General features: G+C 58.5%; 13 protein-coding genes. 6 read left to right on the plus strand and 7 right to left on the minus strand.

The annotated features are described in order from the left end of the window. Positions 1-83: 83 nt before the first annotated feature. Entirely contained in the window at positions 84-707 is a 624-nt protein-coding gene (locus IPK32_06055; protein ID MBK8091545.1) for a ParA family protein, read from the plus strand. Continuing rightward, positions 700-1,104, plus strand: a complete 405-nt coding sequence (locus IPK32_06060) for a hypothetical protein (GenBank protein ID MBK8091546.1) — start codon at positions 700-702, stop codon at positions 1,102-1,104. The genes IPK32_06055 and IPK32_06060 overlap by 8 nt, the downstream gene beginning before the upstream one ends. Before the next feature lie 275 nt (positions 1,105-1,379). Here the strand turns inward: IPK32_06060 and IPK32_06065 are convergent, their stop codons facing one another. After that, a complete protein-coding gene (locus IPK32_06065) occupies positions 1,380-2,120 on the minus strand; it encodes a haloacid dehalogenase-like hydrolase (GenBank protein ID MBK8091547.1) in 741 nt (246 codons plus the stop codon). A gap of 125 nt (positions 2,121-2,245) precedes the next feature. Between IPK32_06065 and trpB the strand changes: the two genes are divergently transcribed. Both trpB and IPK32_06075 read left to right on the plus strand, forming a co-directional pair. Continuing rightward, positions 2,246-3,463 (plus strand): tryptophan synthase subunit beta, encoded by a 1,218-nt coding sequence (gene trpB / locus IPK32_06070; GenBank protein MBK8091548.1) that lies wholly within the window; start codon positions 2,246-2,248, stop codon positions 3,461-3,463. Between the two features lie 6 nt (positions 3,464-3,469). Further along, positions 3,470-4,936: a hypothetical protein gene (locus IPK32_06075; GenBank protein MBK8091549.1), complete on the plus strand. Its 1,467-nt coding sequence runs from the start codon at positions 3,470-3,472 to the stop codon at positions 4,934-4,936. A 4-nt stretch (positions 4,937-4,940) separates the two neighbouring features. On the opposite strand, the gene IPK32_06080 is transcribed toward IPK32_06075, so the two are convergent. Together IPK32_06080 and IPK32_06085 are read right to left on the minus strand one after the other, a co-directional pair. Beyond that, positions 4,941-5,747, minus strand: a complete 807-nt coding sequence (locus tag IPK32_06080) for a class I SAM-dependent methyltransferase (protein MBK8091550.1) — start codon at positions 5,745-5,747, stop codon at positions 4,941-4,943. Positions 5,748-5,759: 12 nt separating this feature from the next. Continuing rightward, a complete protein-coding gene (locus tag IPK32_06085) occupies positions 5,760-6,638 on the minus strand; it encodes a YicC family protein (protein MBK8091551.1) in 879 nt (292 codons plus the stop codon). 192 nt (positions 6,639-6,830) lie between these two features. Here IPK32_06085 and IPK32_06090 point away from each other — a divergent pair, with 192 nt between their 5' ends. Both IPK32_06090 and IPK32_06095 read left to right on the plus strand, forming a co-directional pair. Next, positions 6,831-8,924 carry a hypothetical protein gene (locus IPK32_06090; protein MBK8091552.1) on the plus strand — a complete coding sequence of 698 codons (2,094 nt, stop codon included), beginning with the start codon at positions 6,831-6,833 and terminating at the stop codon, positions 8,922-8,924. Between the two features lie 7 nt (positions 8,925-8,931). Next, the gene (locus IPK32_06095) at positions 8,932-9,357 is read left to right on the plus strand and encodes a hypothetical protein (protein MBK8091553.1); all 426 of its coding nucleotides are present in this window, start codon (positions 8,932-8,934) and stop codon (positions 9,355-9,357) included. Positions 9,358-9,601: 244 nt separating this feature from the next. Here the strand turns inward: IPK32_06095 and rpoC are convergent, their stop codons facing one another. The 4 genes from rpoC to IPK32_06115 all read right to left on the minus strand — a co-directional run bounded on the left by rpoC (position 9,602) and on the right by IPK32_06115 (position 19,133). Next, positions 9,602-13,720 (minus strand): DNA-directed RNA polymerase subunit beta', encoded by a 4,119-nt coding sequence (gene rpoC / locus IPK32_06100; GenBank protein MBK8091554.1) that lies wholly within the window; start codon positions 13,718-13,720, stop codon positions 9,602-9,604. 58 nt (positions 13,721-13,778) lie between these two features. Beyond that, entirely contained in the window at positions 13,779-17,648 is a 3,870-nt protein-coding gene (gene rpoB / locus IPK32_06105; protein MBK8091555.1) for a DNA-directed RNA polymerase subunit beta, read from the minus strand. Between the two features lie 453 nt (positions 17,649-18,101). Further along, positions 18,102-18,479, minus strand: a complete 378-nt coding sequence (gene rplL / locus IPK32_06110; GenBank protein MBK8091556.1) for a 50S ribosomal protein L7/L12 — start codon at positions 18,477-18,479, stop codon at positions 18,102-18,104. Positions 18,480-18,629: 150 nt separating this feature from the next. Continuing rightward, positions 18,630-19,133, minus strand: a complete 504-nt coding sequence (locus IPK32_06115) for a 50S ribosomal protein L10 (GenBank protein MBK8091557.1) — start codon at positions 19,131-19,133, stop codon at positions 18,630-18,632. Positions 19,134-19,137: the final 4 nt, after the last annotated feature.

Raw genomic sequence — 19,137 nt, forward strand, 5'->3', positions numbered from 1 at the left:
GAAAAATGCAGCGCAGAACATCACGATGTTCGCATTTTTACCATGCTTTGAATCAACCCTCTATTCTCCAGTTCGGAGCAGGGATGATTTACGGACTCACAAATTCAAAAGGCGGTGTTGGCAAGACAACCATAGCGGTTCACTTGGCGGCATGGCTCGCCAAAAAGAAGCGCAATGTCATCTTCATTGACGCCGACCCGCAATCATCGGCCTCGCAGTGGATCAAAGAACTTGGACTTCCCATTCAACTTGAGCAGGTTGATTCGCCGGAAGCGATAATTCATCGGCTGGCGAAAATCGCCAGCGATGCAGATGATGTAGTCATCGACGGACCCGCAGGGCTTTCAGCCACAACACGAGCAATCATGCTTCGTGCAGACAAAGTTTTCTTCCCGTGTGGACCGTCCATTCTCGATCTCCGTGCTGCTTCCAAAGCTGTGCAGCTTTTTCGTGAAGCGCAGAAGACCCGCAAGGGCAAACCGTCTGGTGCTTTGATTCCCAACAAACTGCAAAAGCGTGGCCGCTTGAGTCGAGAAATGATGGAAGCCGCCAAGAAACTTGGCGTGCCTTTGCTCGCCGGGCTTTCGCTTCGTCAGAGTTTCGCGGATGCGGCAGGGCAGGCGAAGGTGGTCTCACAAATGGGCGCATCTTCACTTCTCGCGGCTCACGAGATGCAGCAGCTCGCGAAGGAGATGACCCGTGGTTAAACGACGCTCCCTTGATGACGCGCTCACTCCCGAAGAACAAGCGTTCATGGATAAGGGCTCGACTACGCCGTCCAAGGCAAAGCCAAAGACTCGTTCAAAGCCAGCGCCCAAACCAAAATCAACCACGACAAAAGAGGAACCCGTTATGGCACGACCAGCATTGAAAGACGACTTCACTCAAAAAATTGCGGCACCCATTTCACCAGCACCCATCTTGGCGGGGTTTTCCATGCCCGGAGTGGTGTCCTTGAACACCCGCATTGAACCTGAAATCAGCGCCGCGCTCTTGACGGCATCCATGCAGAGAAAGATTCAACGGCAACAACCTTTCACTCAGCAGGACATCGTAGCCGTAGCTTTGAGAGACTGGCTGAAAAAGCACGGCTACATGGCCTGATTGCCGTTTTTTAGCTCACAGGTTTTTATACCGTGTTTTATACACTTGCGTCCCAAAATCACGCAAAACAGCACAACTGACCGCAACACCGTGCAACGCTCCAAGCCTTGTGAATGCTTGATTTGCAACGCATTGCAACACACTGCAAATCCATGCAAACGGTTCATTTGCAATTAGAAATCCGCTGCTCTAGTCCACTGAGCTACGGGTGCCTGGGTTTCTCGGAAGAGAGGGGGTGATCTTAGGATGCCTGGGACGGATGAGCAAGGGCGCACTCATTCAGAGTGCAGGCCGCAGACTTGGCGGGCCATGCGGAGGATGTTCCCCAGGCGGGTGGTGTAGGGGCGGGCGGGGCGGAGGATGGGCCAGCTACGCTGCTGCGCCACGGGCTCCAGACGCCGCGTGGGGTGGATGACGATGGGATTGCCGGTGAACTCTAGCAATGGCAGGTCCGCGTGGCTGTCGCTGTAGCTCCAGCAGGCGGCGCGGTCGCGGTCGGTGAGCTCCATCACGCCGGGGACGTCTGCGACCATGGCGGTGATTTTGGCGTCGCGTTTGTTGTTCCCATACGGAAGGCGGGGCAGTAGGGGAAAGCGCTCATGCTTTGGGAAACGTGTCGCGACGCAGTGATCAAAGCCCAGCACGGTGGCGATCTCATGCGCGTAGAAGTCTGGACTGGCGGTATTGAGCACCAAAACGCGGCCCTGATGCCGGTGGCGGAGGATTTCTGCCCGCAGGTCGGGGTAGGTCCATTTTTCGATGCCGGTGGCGGCGAATTCGTGGGCGAGCCGCCGCAGGTCCTCGTCACGCATGCGCCAGAGGTAGGCATTGAAGGCCCGTTTGGCCGTCTCAGTGCTCACCAGCCCGCAGGCGCGGCCTAGGGCAAAAGGCAGAAACAGCAGATGCAGGCATACCCGCCATGGCCGCCGGTGCAGGACGTAGTTGCAAAACAACGCCTGCGTATCAAAAGGCAGCAGCGTGTGATCGAGGTCAAAAAAGGCAAACGAACGAGCCACGGGGTCAATAAGAGAAGATGAGGGACAGGATAGACAATAGCGCCAGAAAGGTGCAAGTCTGCCTCTATCCTCTATCTTCTTTCATCTCCTCTCTTCCCCCGTCTCCCCTACCCTTCCCCGTCCGCATGTCCGCTCGCTCTATCCCTACCCTACCTGACATCCACGGCCATTTCGGCAAATATGGTGGCATGTTCGTGCCTGAGACACTCATGGCCGCGCTGACGGAGCTGACGGAGCACTATGAAAGGGCGAAGGCCGATCCCGCTTTTCACAAAGAACTCGATGGGCTGCTGCATGAGTATGTGGGCAGGCCCACGCCGCTCTACTTTGCAGAGCGATGGACTGAGAAGCTCGGTGGGGCGAAAATCTACCTGAAGCGTGAGGACCTGCTCCACACAGGAGCGCATAAGATCAACAATGCGCTGGGCCAGATCCTGCTGGCACGCCGATTGGGCAAAAAACGCATCATCGCGGAAACAGGTGCCGGGCAGCATGGCGTGGCCACCGCGACGGTGTGTGCTCGGTTTGGCTTCGAGTGCGTGATTTACATGGGGAAGGTCGATATGGAGCGCCAGGCGCTGAATGTCGCCCGCATGCGCTTCCTGGGGGCAAAAGTCGTGGCTGTCACGGCGGGTCAGGCCACGCTGAAAGAGGCGGTGAATGAAGCGATGCGTGATTGGGTCACGAATGTGCGCTCCACGCACTACATCCTGGGCTCCGCGCTGGGCTCCCATCCTTTCCCGATGATGGTGCGTGATTTTCACCGCGTCATCGGCGTGGAGGCACGCCGCCAGATCCTGGAGCGTGAGGGCCGCCTGCCAGATCTACTCGTGGCCTGCGTGGGTGGCGGCAGCAACAGCATCGGCCTTTTCCATCCGTTTTTAAATGATGAGTCCGTGCGCATGACAGGCGTGGAGGCCGGTGGGGAGGGCATCCTGCCAGAGAAACACGCTGCACGCTTCCAGGGTGGCCGACTCGGTGTGCTCCAAGGCACCAAGACATGGCTGCTAGCCAATGCAGACGGACAGATCGAGCTCACGCACAGTGTCAGCGCCGGTCTGGATTACGCAGCGATCGGTCCTGAGCATGCCTACCTGCACGAGCAGGGCCGTGTGACGTATAACTACGCCACGGACTCCGAGGCGCTGACCGCCTTCCAGGAGCTCAGCTCCGTGGAGGGCATCATCCCTGCACTAGAGAGCTCCCACGCCATCGCCGAGGTGCGCAAAGTGGCCCCTGCGATGAAAAAGGACCAGATCATCCTCGTCAACCTCAGCGGTCGTGGTGACAAAGACGTGGCGCAGGCCGCACGGATGATCTTTGGCGAGGAATTGAAGTTCTAACACGCCATGAATCCGCGTGACCTGGTGCAAGACACGCTGCGCAAGCTCGCGGCACTCGGTGTGCGTGAGGTGTGCGTGGCCGCAGGGGCGCGGAATGCGCCACTGGTGGCTGCACTGGCGGAGAGTCGCAGTGTGCGGCTGTGGCACTTCTTTGAAGAGCGCTGTGCGGCCTTTTTTGCGCTGGGGCGTATCGGCGTCACGCGGAGGCCGGTGGCTGTCGTGACGACCAGCGGCACTGCGGCGGCGGAGCTGCTCCCAGCCTGCATCGAGGCCTATTATCAGGCGCAAAGGCTTGTTTTGGTCACGGCGGATCGCCCCGAGCGATTTCGCGGCAGTGGGGCTCCGCAAGCCATCGAGCAAGTAGGGCTCTTTGGCAGCTATGCGCGGACTTCAGACGACGCGGATCACGCTGAATGGTCAGACATGCCGCTGCATCTCAATGTCTGCCTGGATGAGCCACTGACCTGCGAAGCCGCAGGCATCGACTTTGAGTCGTCAAAGGACTACGAGGAGCGAAAGGACGCCGAAGCGACCGTAACCAGCGTGGATGCATCTCTGGTGCTCGCGGCAGGTCTGACAGCGAGTGACGCAGCGCACATCGCACCCGTTTTGGCAGCGAGTGGTCTGCCCATCGTCGCGGAGGCCACGGCGAATCTGCACCTCTTCCCGGAGTTGCACGAGCAACTCGTTTTCGGTGGCGAGAGAGCACTCCAGCAGCTCGATGCGCGGCGGGTGCTGCGCATTGGCGCGGTGCCGAGTTGGCGCTGGTGGCGTGATTTGGAGAATCGACCCGAAGTGCAGGTCACGAACCTATCGCGGGCTTTTTTCCCAGGATTGGCGCGGCGGGAGAATGTGACCACCCTGCGTTGGGGCACGGATATACGCTGCACGGCGCTCGGAGCACCTACACGGCCAGAGATACCACTCTTAGTGCCTTCGCCGGGCTCGGAGCTTGATTGGATGCTGCATCTACAACGGGCGATCCCAGCGAGAAGCCGTGTGTTTCTTGGCAATAGCCTACCCATCCGCGAATGGAACATGCTGCATCGCATACCGGCAGCAGCGGATACGCATTTTTTCGCCAATCGTGGAGCCAATGGCATCGACGGGCTCATTTCGACCTTCCTGGGCATCGCGGCGGATCATGTGGATGAATCGTGGATGATCGTGGGGGATCTCTCTGCGCTGTATGATCTAGCTGCGCCGTGGATTCTGGCCCAATTGCCCGCAAATCGCCGCATCCGCATTGTGATCATTCACAATGGTGGCGGGAAGATTTTCAGCCGCGTCGCCAGCCTGCGCGATCTACCGGATCGAGCCCGCCAAATCATCGAAAACCGGCATGAGACGAGTTTTGAGCCCTTCGCACAGCTATGGGGCATCCACTACCGCCGCGCCGAAAAAGCGGATGATCTCCACACCCTGCCCGATGCGCCCGTGGTGATCGAAATCCGCCCAGAGGCCGAAACGTGACCCATTAGCGATCTGCGGCGGTTTTTCGCAGGACGAGGAGGACATCGGCGTAGCTGTCGTCGAGCTTGCGGGGATCACTGAGGTCGTAGGTGAAGTCGTAGCATTCGACGAATTCGAGAGAGGGGACGCGGCGTAGGAGGCGGCGGAGCTGGGCGGCATCGTAGGTGCGGAACTCCCAGTGCGTCTCCTGGAGGTGCTGGCGGCCGGAGTCGGTGATCTGGAGGCGGGTGCGGAGTTTTTCGAGCCGCAGTTTGCGGTCGGCGGGCCAGGTGTGGGTGTTGCAGGTGACTTGGATGCGATCACGGCGGGCGACCCAGCGCTCGTGCTCTTCTTTACCGGCGTCGTAGTTGGTCAAATGCAGCCCCAGGAAGAATAGGCCGCCTGTGCGCAGGGCGTCTGCGACGCGTTGGAGGCACTCGGTGGCGTCTTTTTCCGTGTGCAGGTATTTGAAGGTGCTGACCAGGCAGTGCGCCATGTCGAAGCTGCCCCGGACTCCACGCGGTAGGGTGAAGCTCTGCATCCAGTCTTCCCAGAGTCGTGCTTTCAGGCCTGCGGAGGCGAGGCGTTCCTTGGCGAAGGCGATCATGTTCGCATTCCCATCGAAGCCGGCGACTTCCCAGCCGCGGCGGGCCATTTCGAGCGCTAGTCGGCCACTGCCGCAGGCGGGCTCGATGAGACGGCGGCCCTTTGCTGGTGATGCATGCTTTTGATAGGCACCTTCGAGGAAGTCTGCCTCTGCCACGGTGCCGTCATCAAAGATGATGTCGTAGTAGAGCGGCGTGTCGTACCAGTCGCGTTGTTCGGTAGGCATGGCGGGAGGGGTTTATTCCGCGTTCTGCACCTGCTCGCGGATTTTTTCGAGCTCGGTCTTTGCGGTGACGACATGGTGGGCGATGTCGGCATTGTTCGCCTTGGAGCCCATGGTGTTGAACTCGCGGAAAAACTCCTGAAGCAGGAAGTCGAGGCTGCGCCCAGCGGGCTCCTTGGAGTCGAGGTAGGCGCGGAACTGCTTCACATGGCTGGCGGCGCGGGAGAGCTCCTCAGAGATGTCGGTGCGATCTGCGAAAAGGGCGATTTCTTTGACGAGGCGCTCATCATCGAGCGGGAGCGGCACACCAGCCTCCTCCAGCCGCTGGCGCAGCACACGGCGCTGGTGCTCTGGCACGGTGGCGGCACGCTCACGGATGGAGGTGAGGATTTCCTCGATGTGCTGGAGTCGGGATTCGATGTCGTGACGCAGATGGGCACCCTCTGCCTCGCGCATGGCCATCATTTGCCTCAAGGCGATGCCGAGGGCCTCCTCGATGGCGGGCCAGGCGGTGTCGGCGCTGGTTTCGGTCTGCTGGAGCGATACGACGCCGGGCTGGCGGATGAGATCCTGCAGCGTGACCTCTGCTGGCAGCTCCAGTTTGAGCGCGAGAGAATGCAGCGCACGGTGATACTGCCGCGCTAGCGCTTCATCCACCTGCACGGCATTTTCACCGGTGGAGGCGGTGGATTCACTCCGCACGATGATATTCACACGGCCACGGGATACGGCAGCGGCTACGACACCACGCACGCTGCCCTCCAGCTCCGCGAGGTCTCGCGGCAGATTCACGGCGAGCTCCAGTTGCTTGCGGTTCACGCTGCCACACTCGACCATCCAGGTCACACCGTCACGGCGTGCCTCACCCCTGCCAAATCCAGTCATGCTTCTCATGGCCGCGCTGATAGAGCGGGAAAAAGCGGCAAGCAAGGCCCGTGCGGTGTCCAGGAGGTGGTTTTCTAGCCAAAGGGGGCCTTGCCAAGTGGGGTGCGAACACAGCCTTGACGCCCGTTCTGCGTGCCCGCATCATGCACCGTCGCTGAGTCAGTGAGAGGTAGCCTCCTGAGTAGCGACCCGTCCCCCCCCATGAATCGCATTCTGGTCATCTGTCTCTCCCTCCTGCTCGGGCTCGGCCTAGAGCACTCGCTCACGGCTCAGGTCGTTCTCAAGGCGCAGCCCGTCTCTGAGGATGAAGACGCCAATGGAGCCCCAAAACCGCCGCCGAAGGCCGCGCTACCGGTGGATCTCGATGCTTCCTGGAAAACTCAGCGTGAGGCACGCTCGCTCTCGCTTTCCGTGCCAGCGCCCCGTGGCCAGATCACGGACCGCAATGGCGTGCCCTATGCGCAGAACCGCGTGGCGAACTACCTAGCCATCATCCTGCCCTACATGGAGGGCGCACCAGACTCCAAGATCCTGGAATTCGCCCACCAAGTCATCTCCACCTCCAACAAAATCCTCGGTAAGCAATGGACGCTGACCAATGACCGCATCCTCACGCATTATAAAAACCGCCGCTGGCTGCCACTGGTCTTTTCCACCACCGCAGACGGCATCAGCGAAGAAATCACTCCTACGATGGAGAAGAAGATCGAGCCCTTTCTGAATGACAACCTCGTGCTCCAGGGCGTGTATCTGCGCCATTACCCACAGAATCAGCGTGCCTCCCACATCATCGGTTACACAGGCCGCACACGTAGCCTGCCTACGGGCCCCATCTCTGATGGCGACTCCATCTTTGAAGAGATGGAGGGCCGCTCCGACATCGAAAAGGCCTTCGATAGCGATTTAAAAGGCCAGCCGGGCATCGTGAACGTGCTCTTCAGCCAAGACGGTAAGCGCCTCGCAGAAGACGTACGCCGCTATCCCGTGCCAGGGCGCAATGTGGTGCTCACGATCGACTCCAGCTTTCAGATGTTCGCCGAGCAGGCACTGGCCAGCCATGCCAAGAACGGCGGTGCCATGGTCATCATGGATGTGCAAAACGGCGACATCCTCGCCATGGCATCTTACCCCTACTTTGACCTCAATAACTTCATCCCAGGCATCACCGAGCAGAAATGGAAAGAACTCCAGGAAGACCCGAAGAAGCCCCTTTTCGGCCGTGCCCTGCGTGGAGAATACCCACCCGCATCCACCTTTAAGGCAGCCACCGCACTGGGCATCCTCGATAGCGGGAAAGTGACCACCAAATCCTACTTTGGCTGCCCACCCTCGATGGTGATCGGCAATCGCACCTTCAAAAACCACAGCACCTCAGACTACGGCTCCATGACCGTCGTCAATGCGCTCAAATACTCCTGCAACACCTGGTTCTACGCCGCTGCCATCGAGGCAGGCGCAGACAGTGTGACAGGGATGTGCTCACGCCTCGGGTTCGGTGAGCGGACAGGACTACCCATCCCTGAGGCGGAGGGCTTTTTGCCCACCAACAGCATCATGATCCAGCGTCGCGGCAGTAAACTAGCCTCTGGCGACATCGCGAATACTGCCATCGGCCAGGGCCAAGTGCTCTCCAGCCCACTCCAGGTCGCACAGGCCATGGCGGGCATCGCCAATGGCACCTACCTACCTCAGGCACGGCTGGTCAAACAGGTGCAGGATTACAACGACAACGTCTTCATGGCCTACGATCCCAAACCCCGCAAAACCATCAACCTCAATCCCGTCCACCGCGACGCCGTCATCAAAGGCATGGTCGCAGTCGTCTCTGGCGATGGAGGCACAGGCACCGCAGCAGACATCAAACACGCTCAAATCGCAGGGAAAACCGGCACCGCACAATGGAAGCTCGATAAGGATCAAAACCTCGCCTGGTTCTCTGGCTTCCTACCCGCAAAGAACCCCAAATTCGCCTTCGCCGTCGTGTATGAAGGCCGCCCAGGAGAAAACATCAGTGGTGGCAAAATCGCTGCGCCCATCGTTCGCCAGGTCTTCAATAAAATCTTTGAGCAGACACCGAAAGACGACCCGCTGCTCCTCGCCATGAACAACAAACCAGCTGATGGCGAAAAGGCGGAAGGTGAAGAAAATGAGGATGAAGAAGAAGCGGATTCAGACCGCCCGAAACGCAAGCCCACCGAACGCGTCCGGCCCGCGCAGCCAGTGCAGGTCCGCCCAGCCGAACAGCCAAAGAAAAGCGGCATCGGCGGCTTCTTCCGCCGCCTGTTTGGCAAATAACACGCTCATGACTCTCCAGCTCTCCGTCCTCTGCGACTTCGCCTCCGACTATCAGGGGAAGCTCTGCGTCCTAGGTGCCTTTGACACACTCTGCGCCACCACCTTTCCCGTCGTCCATCCGCAATGCAGCATCGCTGTGAGGCTCACCTTTCAACCAGAAGATGCAGGGAGGCATGAGTTCCTCATCCGCTGCGTCGATCCCACTGGGGCCGATTGCATGCCAGCGATGCCTGCGCATGTCGATGTCAGCTTCAGCTCGGGATTCACGCCCTTCGTGTCGCGGAACATCGTCTTCACCCTCCAGCGGGTGAAATTTGATCGCCAAGGCCTCTACCGCTGGCTGATCCAGCACAAGGAACAAATGCTGGCAACGATCCCCCTGCGCGTCACTCAATATGACGGCTCGCGCGGTGCCACAGGGCCAGCGGGCTAGCATGGATTTCTTGCTCTCCGTGCGGGGGCTGGCACTTCGGTCTGTCTTCGTGTCATCATCGCCAAAAAATGATCTCAGCTCTCAATGGCGAGCACTGGGCACTTTTGCTCATGACAATGGAGTGAGAAGTCCAAGCCAGCGCTGACTCCCGCTCTCACGATGGGTGTGGGGTATACAAAAAACCGCCTCCGGCTTTTGAAGGCACGGAGGCGGTGTGGAGATGGATTCTCGATGGAGGAGACGCTTAGGCCGCTTCTTCTTGTGGAAGGACGGTTTCTGTCTCGTGGATGTCGAAGTTGCGGTTTTTGAGGAAACCGGTTCCGGCAGGGATGAGATGCCCCATAATGACGTTCTCTTTGAAGCCACGCAGCAGGTCGTTTTTGGCCAGTGTCGCGGCTTCGGTGAGGACGCGGGTGGTGTCCTGGAAGGAAGCAGCAGAGATGAAGGACTCGGTCTCGATCGAGGCCTTGGTGATACCGAGAAGCACGGGCTCGGCCTCAGCAGGCTTACCACCTTCGTCGGAGACGCGTGCATTTTCCTTCTCGAATTCGCCACGGTCGATCTGGTCGCCCCAGAGGAAGCTGGTATCGCCCGGATCGGTGACTTTCACTTTGCGCAGCATCTGGCGGATGATGATCTCGACGTGCTTGTCGTTGATTTCCACGCCCTGGGCACGGTACACTTCCTGGACTTCGTTGACGAGGTGCTCACGGAGGGCCTGCGGGCCAAGGATTTCCAGGAGGTCATGCGGGACGACAGGTCCATCGGTGAGCTGGTCACCTTTGCTGACGTGGTCGCCATTGGTGACGAGGATATGCTTGGAGCGAGGGATGAGATGCTCTTCCTGCTGGCCAGTGGTCGGGTCGGTGATGATGACGCGGCGTTTGCCACGGACAAGGCCACCGATTTCGATCATGCCGTCAATACGAGCGATTTCGCAGGCGTCCTTGGGCTTGCGAGCTTCAAAGAGCTCGGCCACACGGGGAAGACCACCGGTGATGTCCTTGGTCTTGGAGGCCTTACGAGGCGTCTTGGCGATGGTCGTACCGCCTTCGACTTTCTCGTTGTTTTTGACGTTGATGTGAGCGCCGGCTGGAATGGTGTAGCTGGCGAGGACTTCGTGCGTTTTCGGGTCGGAGATGACGATCTGCGGATGCAGGTCTTCTTTGTGCTCGATGACGACGATTTCTTCGTTGCCGGTGGATTCGTTCTTTTCCTTGGTGAAGGTAATTCCGGCGATCATGTCGCGGAATTCCACTTTACCGGCTTTTTCGGTGATGATCGGGATGCTGTAGGGGTCCCAGATGACGATCTGCTCGCCTTTTTTGATGTGGGCACCTTCGGGCTTGGCGATGATGGCACCGATGAGGAGCTTATGGCTCTCTAGTTCGCGGCCGTCTTCGTCGTGAATGGTGAGAGCACCATTTTTGGTGAGGGCGATCGAGTTGCCTTCGACAGTCTGCACGGTGCGGATGTCGGTGAGGCGCAGGATACCAGCGTTTTTGACGACGATGAAGGGCTGTTTGAAAGCACTCATAGCAGCACCACCCGTGTGGAAGGTACGCATGGTGAGCTGAGTTCCAGGCTCGCCGATGGACTGGGCAGCGACGATACCGACGGCTTCCCCGATGCGGGCGACCTTTTGAGTACCGAGGTGGAGACCATAGCACTTGGCACAGCAGCCGCGCTTGCTCTCGCAGGAGAGGACGGAGCGGATTTTCAGCTTCTCGACGCCGATCTTCATGAGGTGATTTGCCTCATTTTCCTGGACGAGCTGACCTGCCTTGATCACGACGCTCTTATCCACGGGGTCATGGATGGTTTCGCAGCTTGTGCGGCCATAGATGCGGGTCTTCAGATCGACGATTTCTTCATCACCCTGATAGATGGAGGACAAGGTAATGCCATTGGCAGTGCCGCAATCCTGCTCAGTGATGATGACGTCTTGGGAGACATCGACGAGCTTACGAGTCATGTAGCCCGAGTCAGCGGTCTTCAGCGCCGTGTCAGCGAGGCCCTTACGAGCACCGTGCGTGGAGATGAAGTATTCGAGCACGCTGAGGCCTTCACGGAAGTTCGAGATAATGGGGCGCTCAATGATCTCACCGGAGGGCTTGGCCATGAGGCCGCGCATGCCAGCGAGCTGCTTGATCTGGGTGCGGTTACCACGGGCACCGGAGGTGACCATGACGTAGAGCGGGTTGTGCTGCTTCTTACCGTCGTTGTACTCGAGGGTGCGGAAGAGCTCATTGGTGACCTGCTCACCGACCTGGGTCCAGATGTCGATGATCTTCTGATAACGCTCACCCTGGGTGATGATACCGCGGCGATGTTGCTTATCGACTTCTTCGATCTCTTTGTAGGCTTTTTCGACGCCGACTTTTTTGGCGTCTGGGATGACCATGTCGGTGATACCGATGGAGCAGCCAGATTTTGAGGCTTCACGGAAGCCGAGGGATTTCAGACGGTCGAGTGCGAGCACCGTGCCATGCTGGCCGACGGTCTGGAAGCAGCGCCAGATGATGTCGGAGATCTGTTTCTTGCCGACGTTGGTGTTGATGAAGCCGAGGCCTTCTGGCCAGATTTCATTGAAGCGTACGCGACCAGCGGTGGTTTCGATGACGGGCTTGGAGGGGTCTCCGTAAGCACGCTTTGGCTGATTGTAGTCTGGATTGCGATAGAGGATCTTATCGTTGACCAGCATGCCGCCTTCTGTGAGGGCGAATTCGACTTCTGCCGGGTCATTGAACATCGGAATGCGGTCTGGATGATCGCTCTTCTTTTTGTCATGGTTCGGCATCTCACGCAGGTAGGTGAGGAAGAAGCAGCCGAGGGGAATGTCCTGGCTGGGGTTCATGATGGGCTTCCCGGATGCAGGCGAGAACAGGTTGTTCGGAGCGAGCATGAGGAGGCGGGCCTCCATCTGTGCCTCTACGGAAAGAGGGACGTGCACAGCCATCTGGTCACCGTCGAAGTCAGCATTGTAAGCCGTACAAACGAGTGGGTGGACACGGATAGCCTCACCTTCGATAAGTTTCGGCTCGAAAGCCTGGATCGAGAGGCGGTGGAGTGTGGGAGCGCGGTTGAGGAAGACAGGGTGACCGCGGGTCACTTCGTCCAGGATGTCCCAGACTTCCGGCGTACGGCGCTCGATCATCTTCTTGGCACTGCGGACAGTGTGGACGAGGCCCATTTCCTTCAAGCGACGAATGATGAAGGGCTCGAATAGGACCAGCGCCATCTTCTTGGGCAGACCGCATTGGTGGAGGCTGAGTTCTGGACCGATCACGATAACGGAACGACCAGAGTAGTCCACGCGCTTGCCGAGTAGGTTCTGACGGAAGCGGCCAGACTTGCCTTTGAGCATGTCGGAGAGGGATTTGAGCGGGCGATTGCCTGCGCCAGTGACTGGGCGGCCGTGGCGACCGTTGTCAAAGAGGGCATCGACGGCCTCCTGGAGCATGCGCTTTTCATTGCGGATGATGACATCCGGTGTGCGGAGCTGGAGGAGGTTTTTGAGACGGTTGTTGCGGTTGATGACGCGACGATAGAGGTCGTTGAGGTCAGAGGTAGCGAAGCGGCCACCTTCGAGCGGAACGAGCGGACGGAGATCCGGCGGGATGACGGGGAGGACCTCCATGATCATCGCCTCTGGGCGGCTGTGTGCCTCGGCGAAGCCTTGGCAGAGCTTGAGACGCTTGGCGAGCTTCTTGCGTGTCTGCTTGGAGCGGGTTTTGCCCATCGCTTCCTGCAGTTCCTTGATGGCATCCGTCAGATTGATCTGAGCGAAGATGTCACGGATGGCCTGGGCTCCCATGCCGACGCGGAAGGCGTCTGCGCCGTATTGCTCTTCAGCCTCACGAAGCTCGACTTCACCGAGGAGCTGACCGCGCTGGAGCGGGGTGCCGCCTGGATCGACGACCATGTAGTCTTCGTAGTAGATGACGCGTTCCAGCGAGCGGGCGGTCATGTCGAGCATGAGGCCGATGCGGGAAGGCATGCACTTGTAGAACCAAATGTGCGTCACCGGGACGGCGAGCTCGATGTGGCCCATGCGCTCACGACGCACGCGGGAAAGAGTCACTTCGACACCGCAGCGGTCGCAGATGACGCCTTTGTGCTTGATGCGCTTGTATTTGCCGCAAGCACACTCCCAGTCACGGGTAGGTCCAAAAATACGCTCGCAGAACAAGCCGCCTTTTTCGGGCTTGAAGGTGCGGTAGTTGATGGTTTCCGGATTTTTGACTTCGCCGGAGGACCAGCCGCGGATGCGGTCTGGTGAGGCGATGCAGATCGACACGTAGTCGAATTCGCTCGCCGGTTTGGTTTCCCCGAAGATTTCTTTCAAGCTGGGTTCTGACATATTTTTGAAGGAGTAAGGTGGTTAGCTGGCTTGGTTCTCTTTCTTGTGGGAATACGGATTACATGCCTGCGGCGGTGGCGAAGCGCTCGAGACCTTCCAGTTCAGCGACGGGCTCTTCTGAGCCTGCACGCTTGTGGACTTTGATGTCGAGTCCGAGGGACTGCATTTCTTTGATGAGCACGTTGAACGACTCTGGTGTGCCAGCCTGGAGGGCGTGGTCTCCTTTGACGATCTGCTCGTAAATACGTGTGCGGCCCTGCACGTCATCGGATTTGACGGTGAGGAGCTCCTGCAGCGTGTAGGCGGCGCCGTAGGCTTCAAGTGCCCAGACCTCCATTTCACCGAAGCGCTGGCCGCCGTATTGCGCCTTACCACCCAGCGGCTGCTGTGTGACGAGCGAGTAGGGACCGACAGCACGGGCGTGAATCTTGTCGGCGACAAGGTGGCCCAGCTTCAGCATGTAGATGTAACCAACGACGGTGTCCTGTGCGTAGGGTTCGCCCGTGCGGCCGTCGTAGAGCCGGGATTTGCCGTTGAGGCCCATCCACTCGTAACCAGGCTGCTTTTTGGCGTCCTTGATGAAGTCCATGATCTTGGACTCGTGGATACCGTCGAAGACCGGCGTGGCAATCTTGAGGCCGAGGGCCTTGGCAGCGATGCCGAGGTGGGTTTCAAGCACCTGACCGACGTTCATGCGTGAAGGCACGCCGAGAGGGTTGAGGCAGATGTCCACCGGCACGCCGTTTTCGAGGAAGGGCATGTCTTCTTCTGGGACGATGGTGGCGACGACGCCTTTGTTACCGTGGCGGCCGGCCATCTTATCACCGACGGAGAGTTTACGTTTCGCGGCGACGAAAACACGGACTTGTTTGACCACGTTCGACTCGGTAGCCGTTTCGGTGCTCTCGATTTTATCGAGGTTACGCTCACGCTCGGTGTCAGCATCGCCGAATTTCTGCTCAAAGGTCTGAATGGCATCAAAGACCTTGTTGCGCATGGGCGAGGCATCCATTTCGATGCTGTCGTAGTTTTCTGCGACACGGCGCAGCATGGCTTTGGACACTTTTTTGCCCGCAGCGACGATGATTTCACCGGTCTGGCCGTTGACGATGTCATTGTCGAGCTTGTCCTCGCCGATGATTTCTTCCAAGCGGTCGGTGAGCTGATCGGAGAGCTCTTCTTTCTTCTGGCGATAATCTTCTTCGATCTGCTTGATCTGGCGCTTGTACTCAGCTGGGCTGAGTTTTTCCTTATCGGAGTCTTGACCGCTGGTGCGGTTCGCGACGCGGACATCCATGACGATACCGGCGCAGCCTGAGGGCACGCGAAGGGAGGTATCTTTTACGTCAGCAGCTTTTTCACCGAAGATGGCACGCAGGAGGCGCTCTTCAGGAGCGAGCTCGGTCTCGGATTTTGGAGTGATTTTACCGACGAGGATGTCGCCAGGCTTCACTTCAGCACCGATACGCACGACACCCTGGGCATCGAGATTCTTCAGAGCCTCATCACCGACATTTGGAATGTCGCGTGTGATTTCTTCAGGCCCGAGCTTCGTGTCACGAGCGATGACTTCAAAGTCCTCGATGTGGATGGAGGTGTAGATGTCCTCCTTCACGATGCGGCGGCTGATGACGATGGCGTCTTCGAAGTTGTAACCGTTCCAAGGCATGAACGCGACGAGCATGTTCTTGCCGAGGGCGAGTTCGCCATTCTCGGTGCAGGGACCATCGGCGATGACATCGCCTTTTTTGATCTTCTGGCCGTCTTTGACGAGTGGGCGCTGATTGATGCAGGTGCCGGCATTGCTGCGGCCAAACTTACGCAGCGGATAGACATAGACGCCTTTTTCTTCGTCGGTGACGACGGATTTGAGAGGGTCTGCGAGGAATTTGTCTTCTTTGCAGGGCAGATCGCCGTCTTTGGTGACGATGATCACGTCTGCGGTGGATGCGGCGACGGTGCCGTTCGCATCTGCGACGATGACGGCGCGGGAGTCGCGGGCGGCTTTGCCCTCCATACCCGTGCCGACGAAGGGTGCCTCCGCTTCGAGAAGCGGCACGCCCTGGCGCTGCATGTTCGAGCCCATCAGAGCGCGGTTGGCGTCATCGTGCTCAAGGAATGGGATGAGTGCGGCGGCGACAGAGACGAGCTGCTTCGGAGACACGTCCATGAGAGTAGCTTTCTCCGGCTCGACTTCGATGAAGTCGCCACGATAGCGCACGGTGATCTTGGCCCCAGTGAAGCGGCCTTTTTCGTCCACAGGGTTGTTCGCCTGGGCGATGTAGTGATTTTCTTCCTGATCGGCAGTGAGGTACTCCGTTTTTTCTGCGGCGACACCGTCTTTGCACGGGCGATACGGTGTTTCGATGAAACCGAATTCGTTGATGCGGGCGTAAGCGCCGAGGGAGTTGATCAGACCGATGTTCGGACCTTCAGGCGTCTCAATGGGGCAGATACGGCCATAGTGAGAAGGATGCACGTCGCGGACTTCGAAGCCAGCGCGGTCACGATTGAGACCACCAGGCCCGAGAGCGGAGAGACGGCGCTTGTGGGTCAGTTCCGCGAGCGGATTGATCTGATCCATGAACTGGGAAAGCTGGCTGCGACCAAAGAAGTCACGGACGACGGCAGCGAGAGCCTTCGGATTGACGAGCTTCGAGGGCGTCATGGTATCCATCTGCACATCAAAGAGAGTCATGCGCTCTTTGACCAGACGTTCTGTGCGGGAGAGGCCCACACGGCACTGATTGGCCAGCAACTCACCCACGGCACGGACGCGGCGGGAACCGAGATGGTCAATATCATCAAGGAGACCTTCACCACCGCGCAGTTTGAAGAGGTAGCGCATGGCAGAGACGACGTCCTCAGCACCGAGGACACGCATGTCGCTGTCCACTTTGAGCGTGAGCTTCTGATTGATCTTGTAACGACCGACACGAGTGAGGTCATAACGCTTCGGATCAAAGAAGAGGCGCTTCACGAGGGCGCGGGCATTCGGCGTCGTGGGCGGATCACCAGGGCGGAGGCGGCGGTAGATTTCTTTGAGCGCTTCGTCTTCATCACGAGCGGTGTCTTTACGCAGAGAGGTGATGAGGAGGTCTTCCGGGGAGGCATTGACGATTTTCACCGACTTGTGGCCGAGCTGCTGGAGCTGGCGGCACACGCCAGAGGTGAGTGGCTCATAGGCACGGGCTACGATGAGCTCGCCATCGAGCACGTCTTTGAAGAGGATCTTATTGGCGAGGTCTTCTTCGGTGAGGGACTCTTTGATTTTGAGATCCTGGATGTCGTAGAAGAGCTTCAGGATGTCCTCATCATGCGGGAAGCCGATCACACGCAGGAGCGTGGTGGCCAGGAATTTACGGCGGCGGCGGCGACGATCGAGATAGACGTAGAGGAGGTCATTCGTGTCGAACTGGACTTCCAGCCAAGTACCACGGTCTGGGATGATACGGAAGCCATGGAGCCAGCGGCCATTAAGATGCTGTGTCTGCTCAAAGCAGATACCAGGGGAGCGGTGGAGCTGGGAGACGACGACACGCTCAGCACCATTGATGACGAAGGTGCCACGGACGGTCATGATGGGGATTTCACCCATGTAAACACGCTCTTGCTTGGCACCGGCTTCATCCTTCAGCTCATAAGTGACGTAGAGAGGCGCGGAGAAAGTTTCTGCCTCACGGATGGCTTCGAGGGCGGTGAGCTTCGGCTCGCCGATTTCGTACATGACGAAGTCGAGGGACATCTTCTCATCATAGCTGGAGATGGGGAAGACCTCGCGGAACACGGCTTGGAGACCCACGTCTTTGCGCTTGGAGGGGAGGACGTTCTTTTGAAGGAATTCCTCGTACGAGCGGAGCTGGATCTCGATGAGATTCGGCGGCTCGGCGACTTCGTGAATCTTGCCAAAGTTAGTGCGCTGGGACATGGGACGTGAGGACGGGTTTAAGGACGAGGTGGGGTGGCAAAATGCGCTGTGCGCGGCGGAATTCAGGCGATGAGTCTGAACTCGGCCGCACACGGCGCGAAAGACGCCTGGCGGCAAAACGGCTGAGGGGCCGAGATGCTGCGGGAGGCGAGATGGGACGCAGAAGAGGCCATTTCGCACGAAAACCCCGCCACGCAGCCTTCGCCGCGTTGAGTGAGGAATTCGAGAAAAGTGCCTATCATGCTATGTTTGGGAGATTTTTCAGCTTTTTGCTCTCGCTCTTGCCCTTCGTCTCTGGTCTCTCCAGTGGGAGAGTGAGAGGAAGAGCAAGAGCAGGAATCAAAAAGGAGGGGAAAGATTTGCTTATAGGGCCGCTCAGGGCCGCGTGGTGTAGTCTTAAAACTGCCGCCACGCGGCCAAAGAGCGTATGTGAGTTGAGGAACGAGGGTGAGATTACTTGATCTCGACCTTGGCGCCGGCGGCTTCCATCTTCTTCTTGATTTCTTCCGCCTCTTCCTTCTTGACGCCTTCCTTGAGGGTCTGCGGAGCGCTCTCGACGAGCTTCTTCGCTTCAGCCAAGCCGAGGCCCGGGACGACGCCGCGGACTTCTTTGATGACGCCGATCTTATTCGCGCCGCCATCGGTCAGGATGACGTCGAATTCGGTCTTCTCTTCAGCAGCAGGTGCAGCAGCAGCACCTCCACCACCAGCGGCAGCGACAGGAGCAGCAGCGCTCACGCCCCACTTGGTTTCGAGGGTTTTGACGAGTTCAGAGACTTCGAGGACGGTCAAGCCGCTCAGTTCTTCAACGATTTTATTTAGGTCAGCCATGTTAGTTTGTCGGTGTCGCCGCTTTCCGAAGCATCGGATGATTTAAGAGCAAAAGCTTTCGCTCCGGCGAGGAACCATTGGGTGTTTATGTGTTCAGGCCGTGTGACGGGCCATCTGGTCAAATTGGGTATCAGTTCAGATAATGCGGGATTAAGCAGCGGCTTCGGTAGGAGCACCTTCCTTCTCTGCTTTGGCCTTGAGGGCACGAGCGAGGGAGGAGGCAGGAGCTTGGAGCACGCCGAGGAGCTGCGAGTAGAGAGCTTCGCGGGAGGGCAGATCGGCGAGCACCTTGATGGTGGCGACGTCGAGGAGCTTTCCTTCAAGGATGCCGGCCTTCATGACCGGTTTTTCGAATTCAGCGGCGAAGTTTTTCATAATCTTCGCGGTGGCGAAGATTTCCTTCACGCCGGTGACGAAGGCACTCTGACCAGTGAGGTGAGTGCTGAGATCGCTGGGGAAACCGGCCTTTTCAGTGGCCTTTTTCACCAGGTTGTTTTTGAAAACGTGGATCTCGGCTCCGACGGCGCTGAGGCGCTTGCGCAGCTCGGCGAACTTATCGACCTTCAGGCCGGTATAATCGACGACGAGCAGGAACGGGGATGCGTTCACTCGGCGCAGAGTGTCTTCGATGAGCAGTGTTTTTTCAGCTTTCATGATT

Source organism: Verrucomicrobiaceae bacterium, assembly GCA_016713035.1.
Taxonomy (GTDB): domain Bacteria; phylum Verrucomicrobiota; class Verrucomicrobiia; order Verrucomicrobiales; family Verrucomicrobiaceae; genus Prosthecobacter.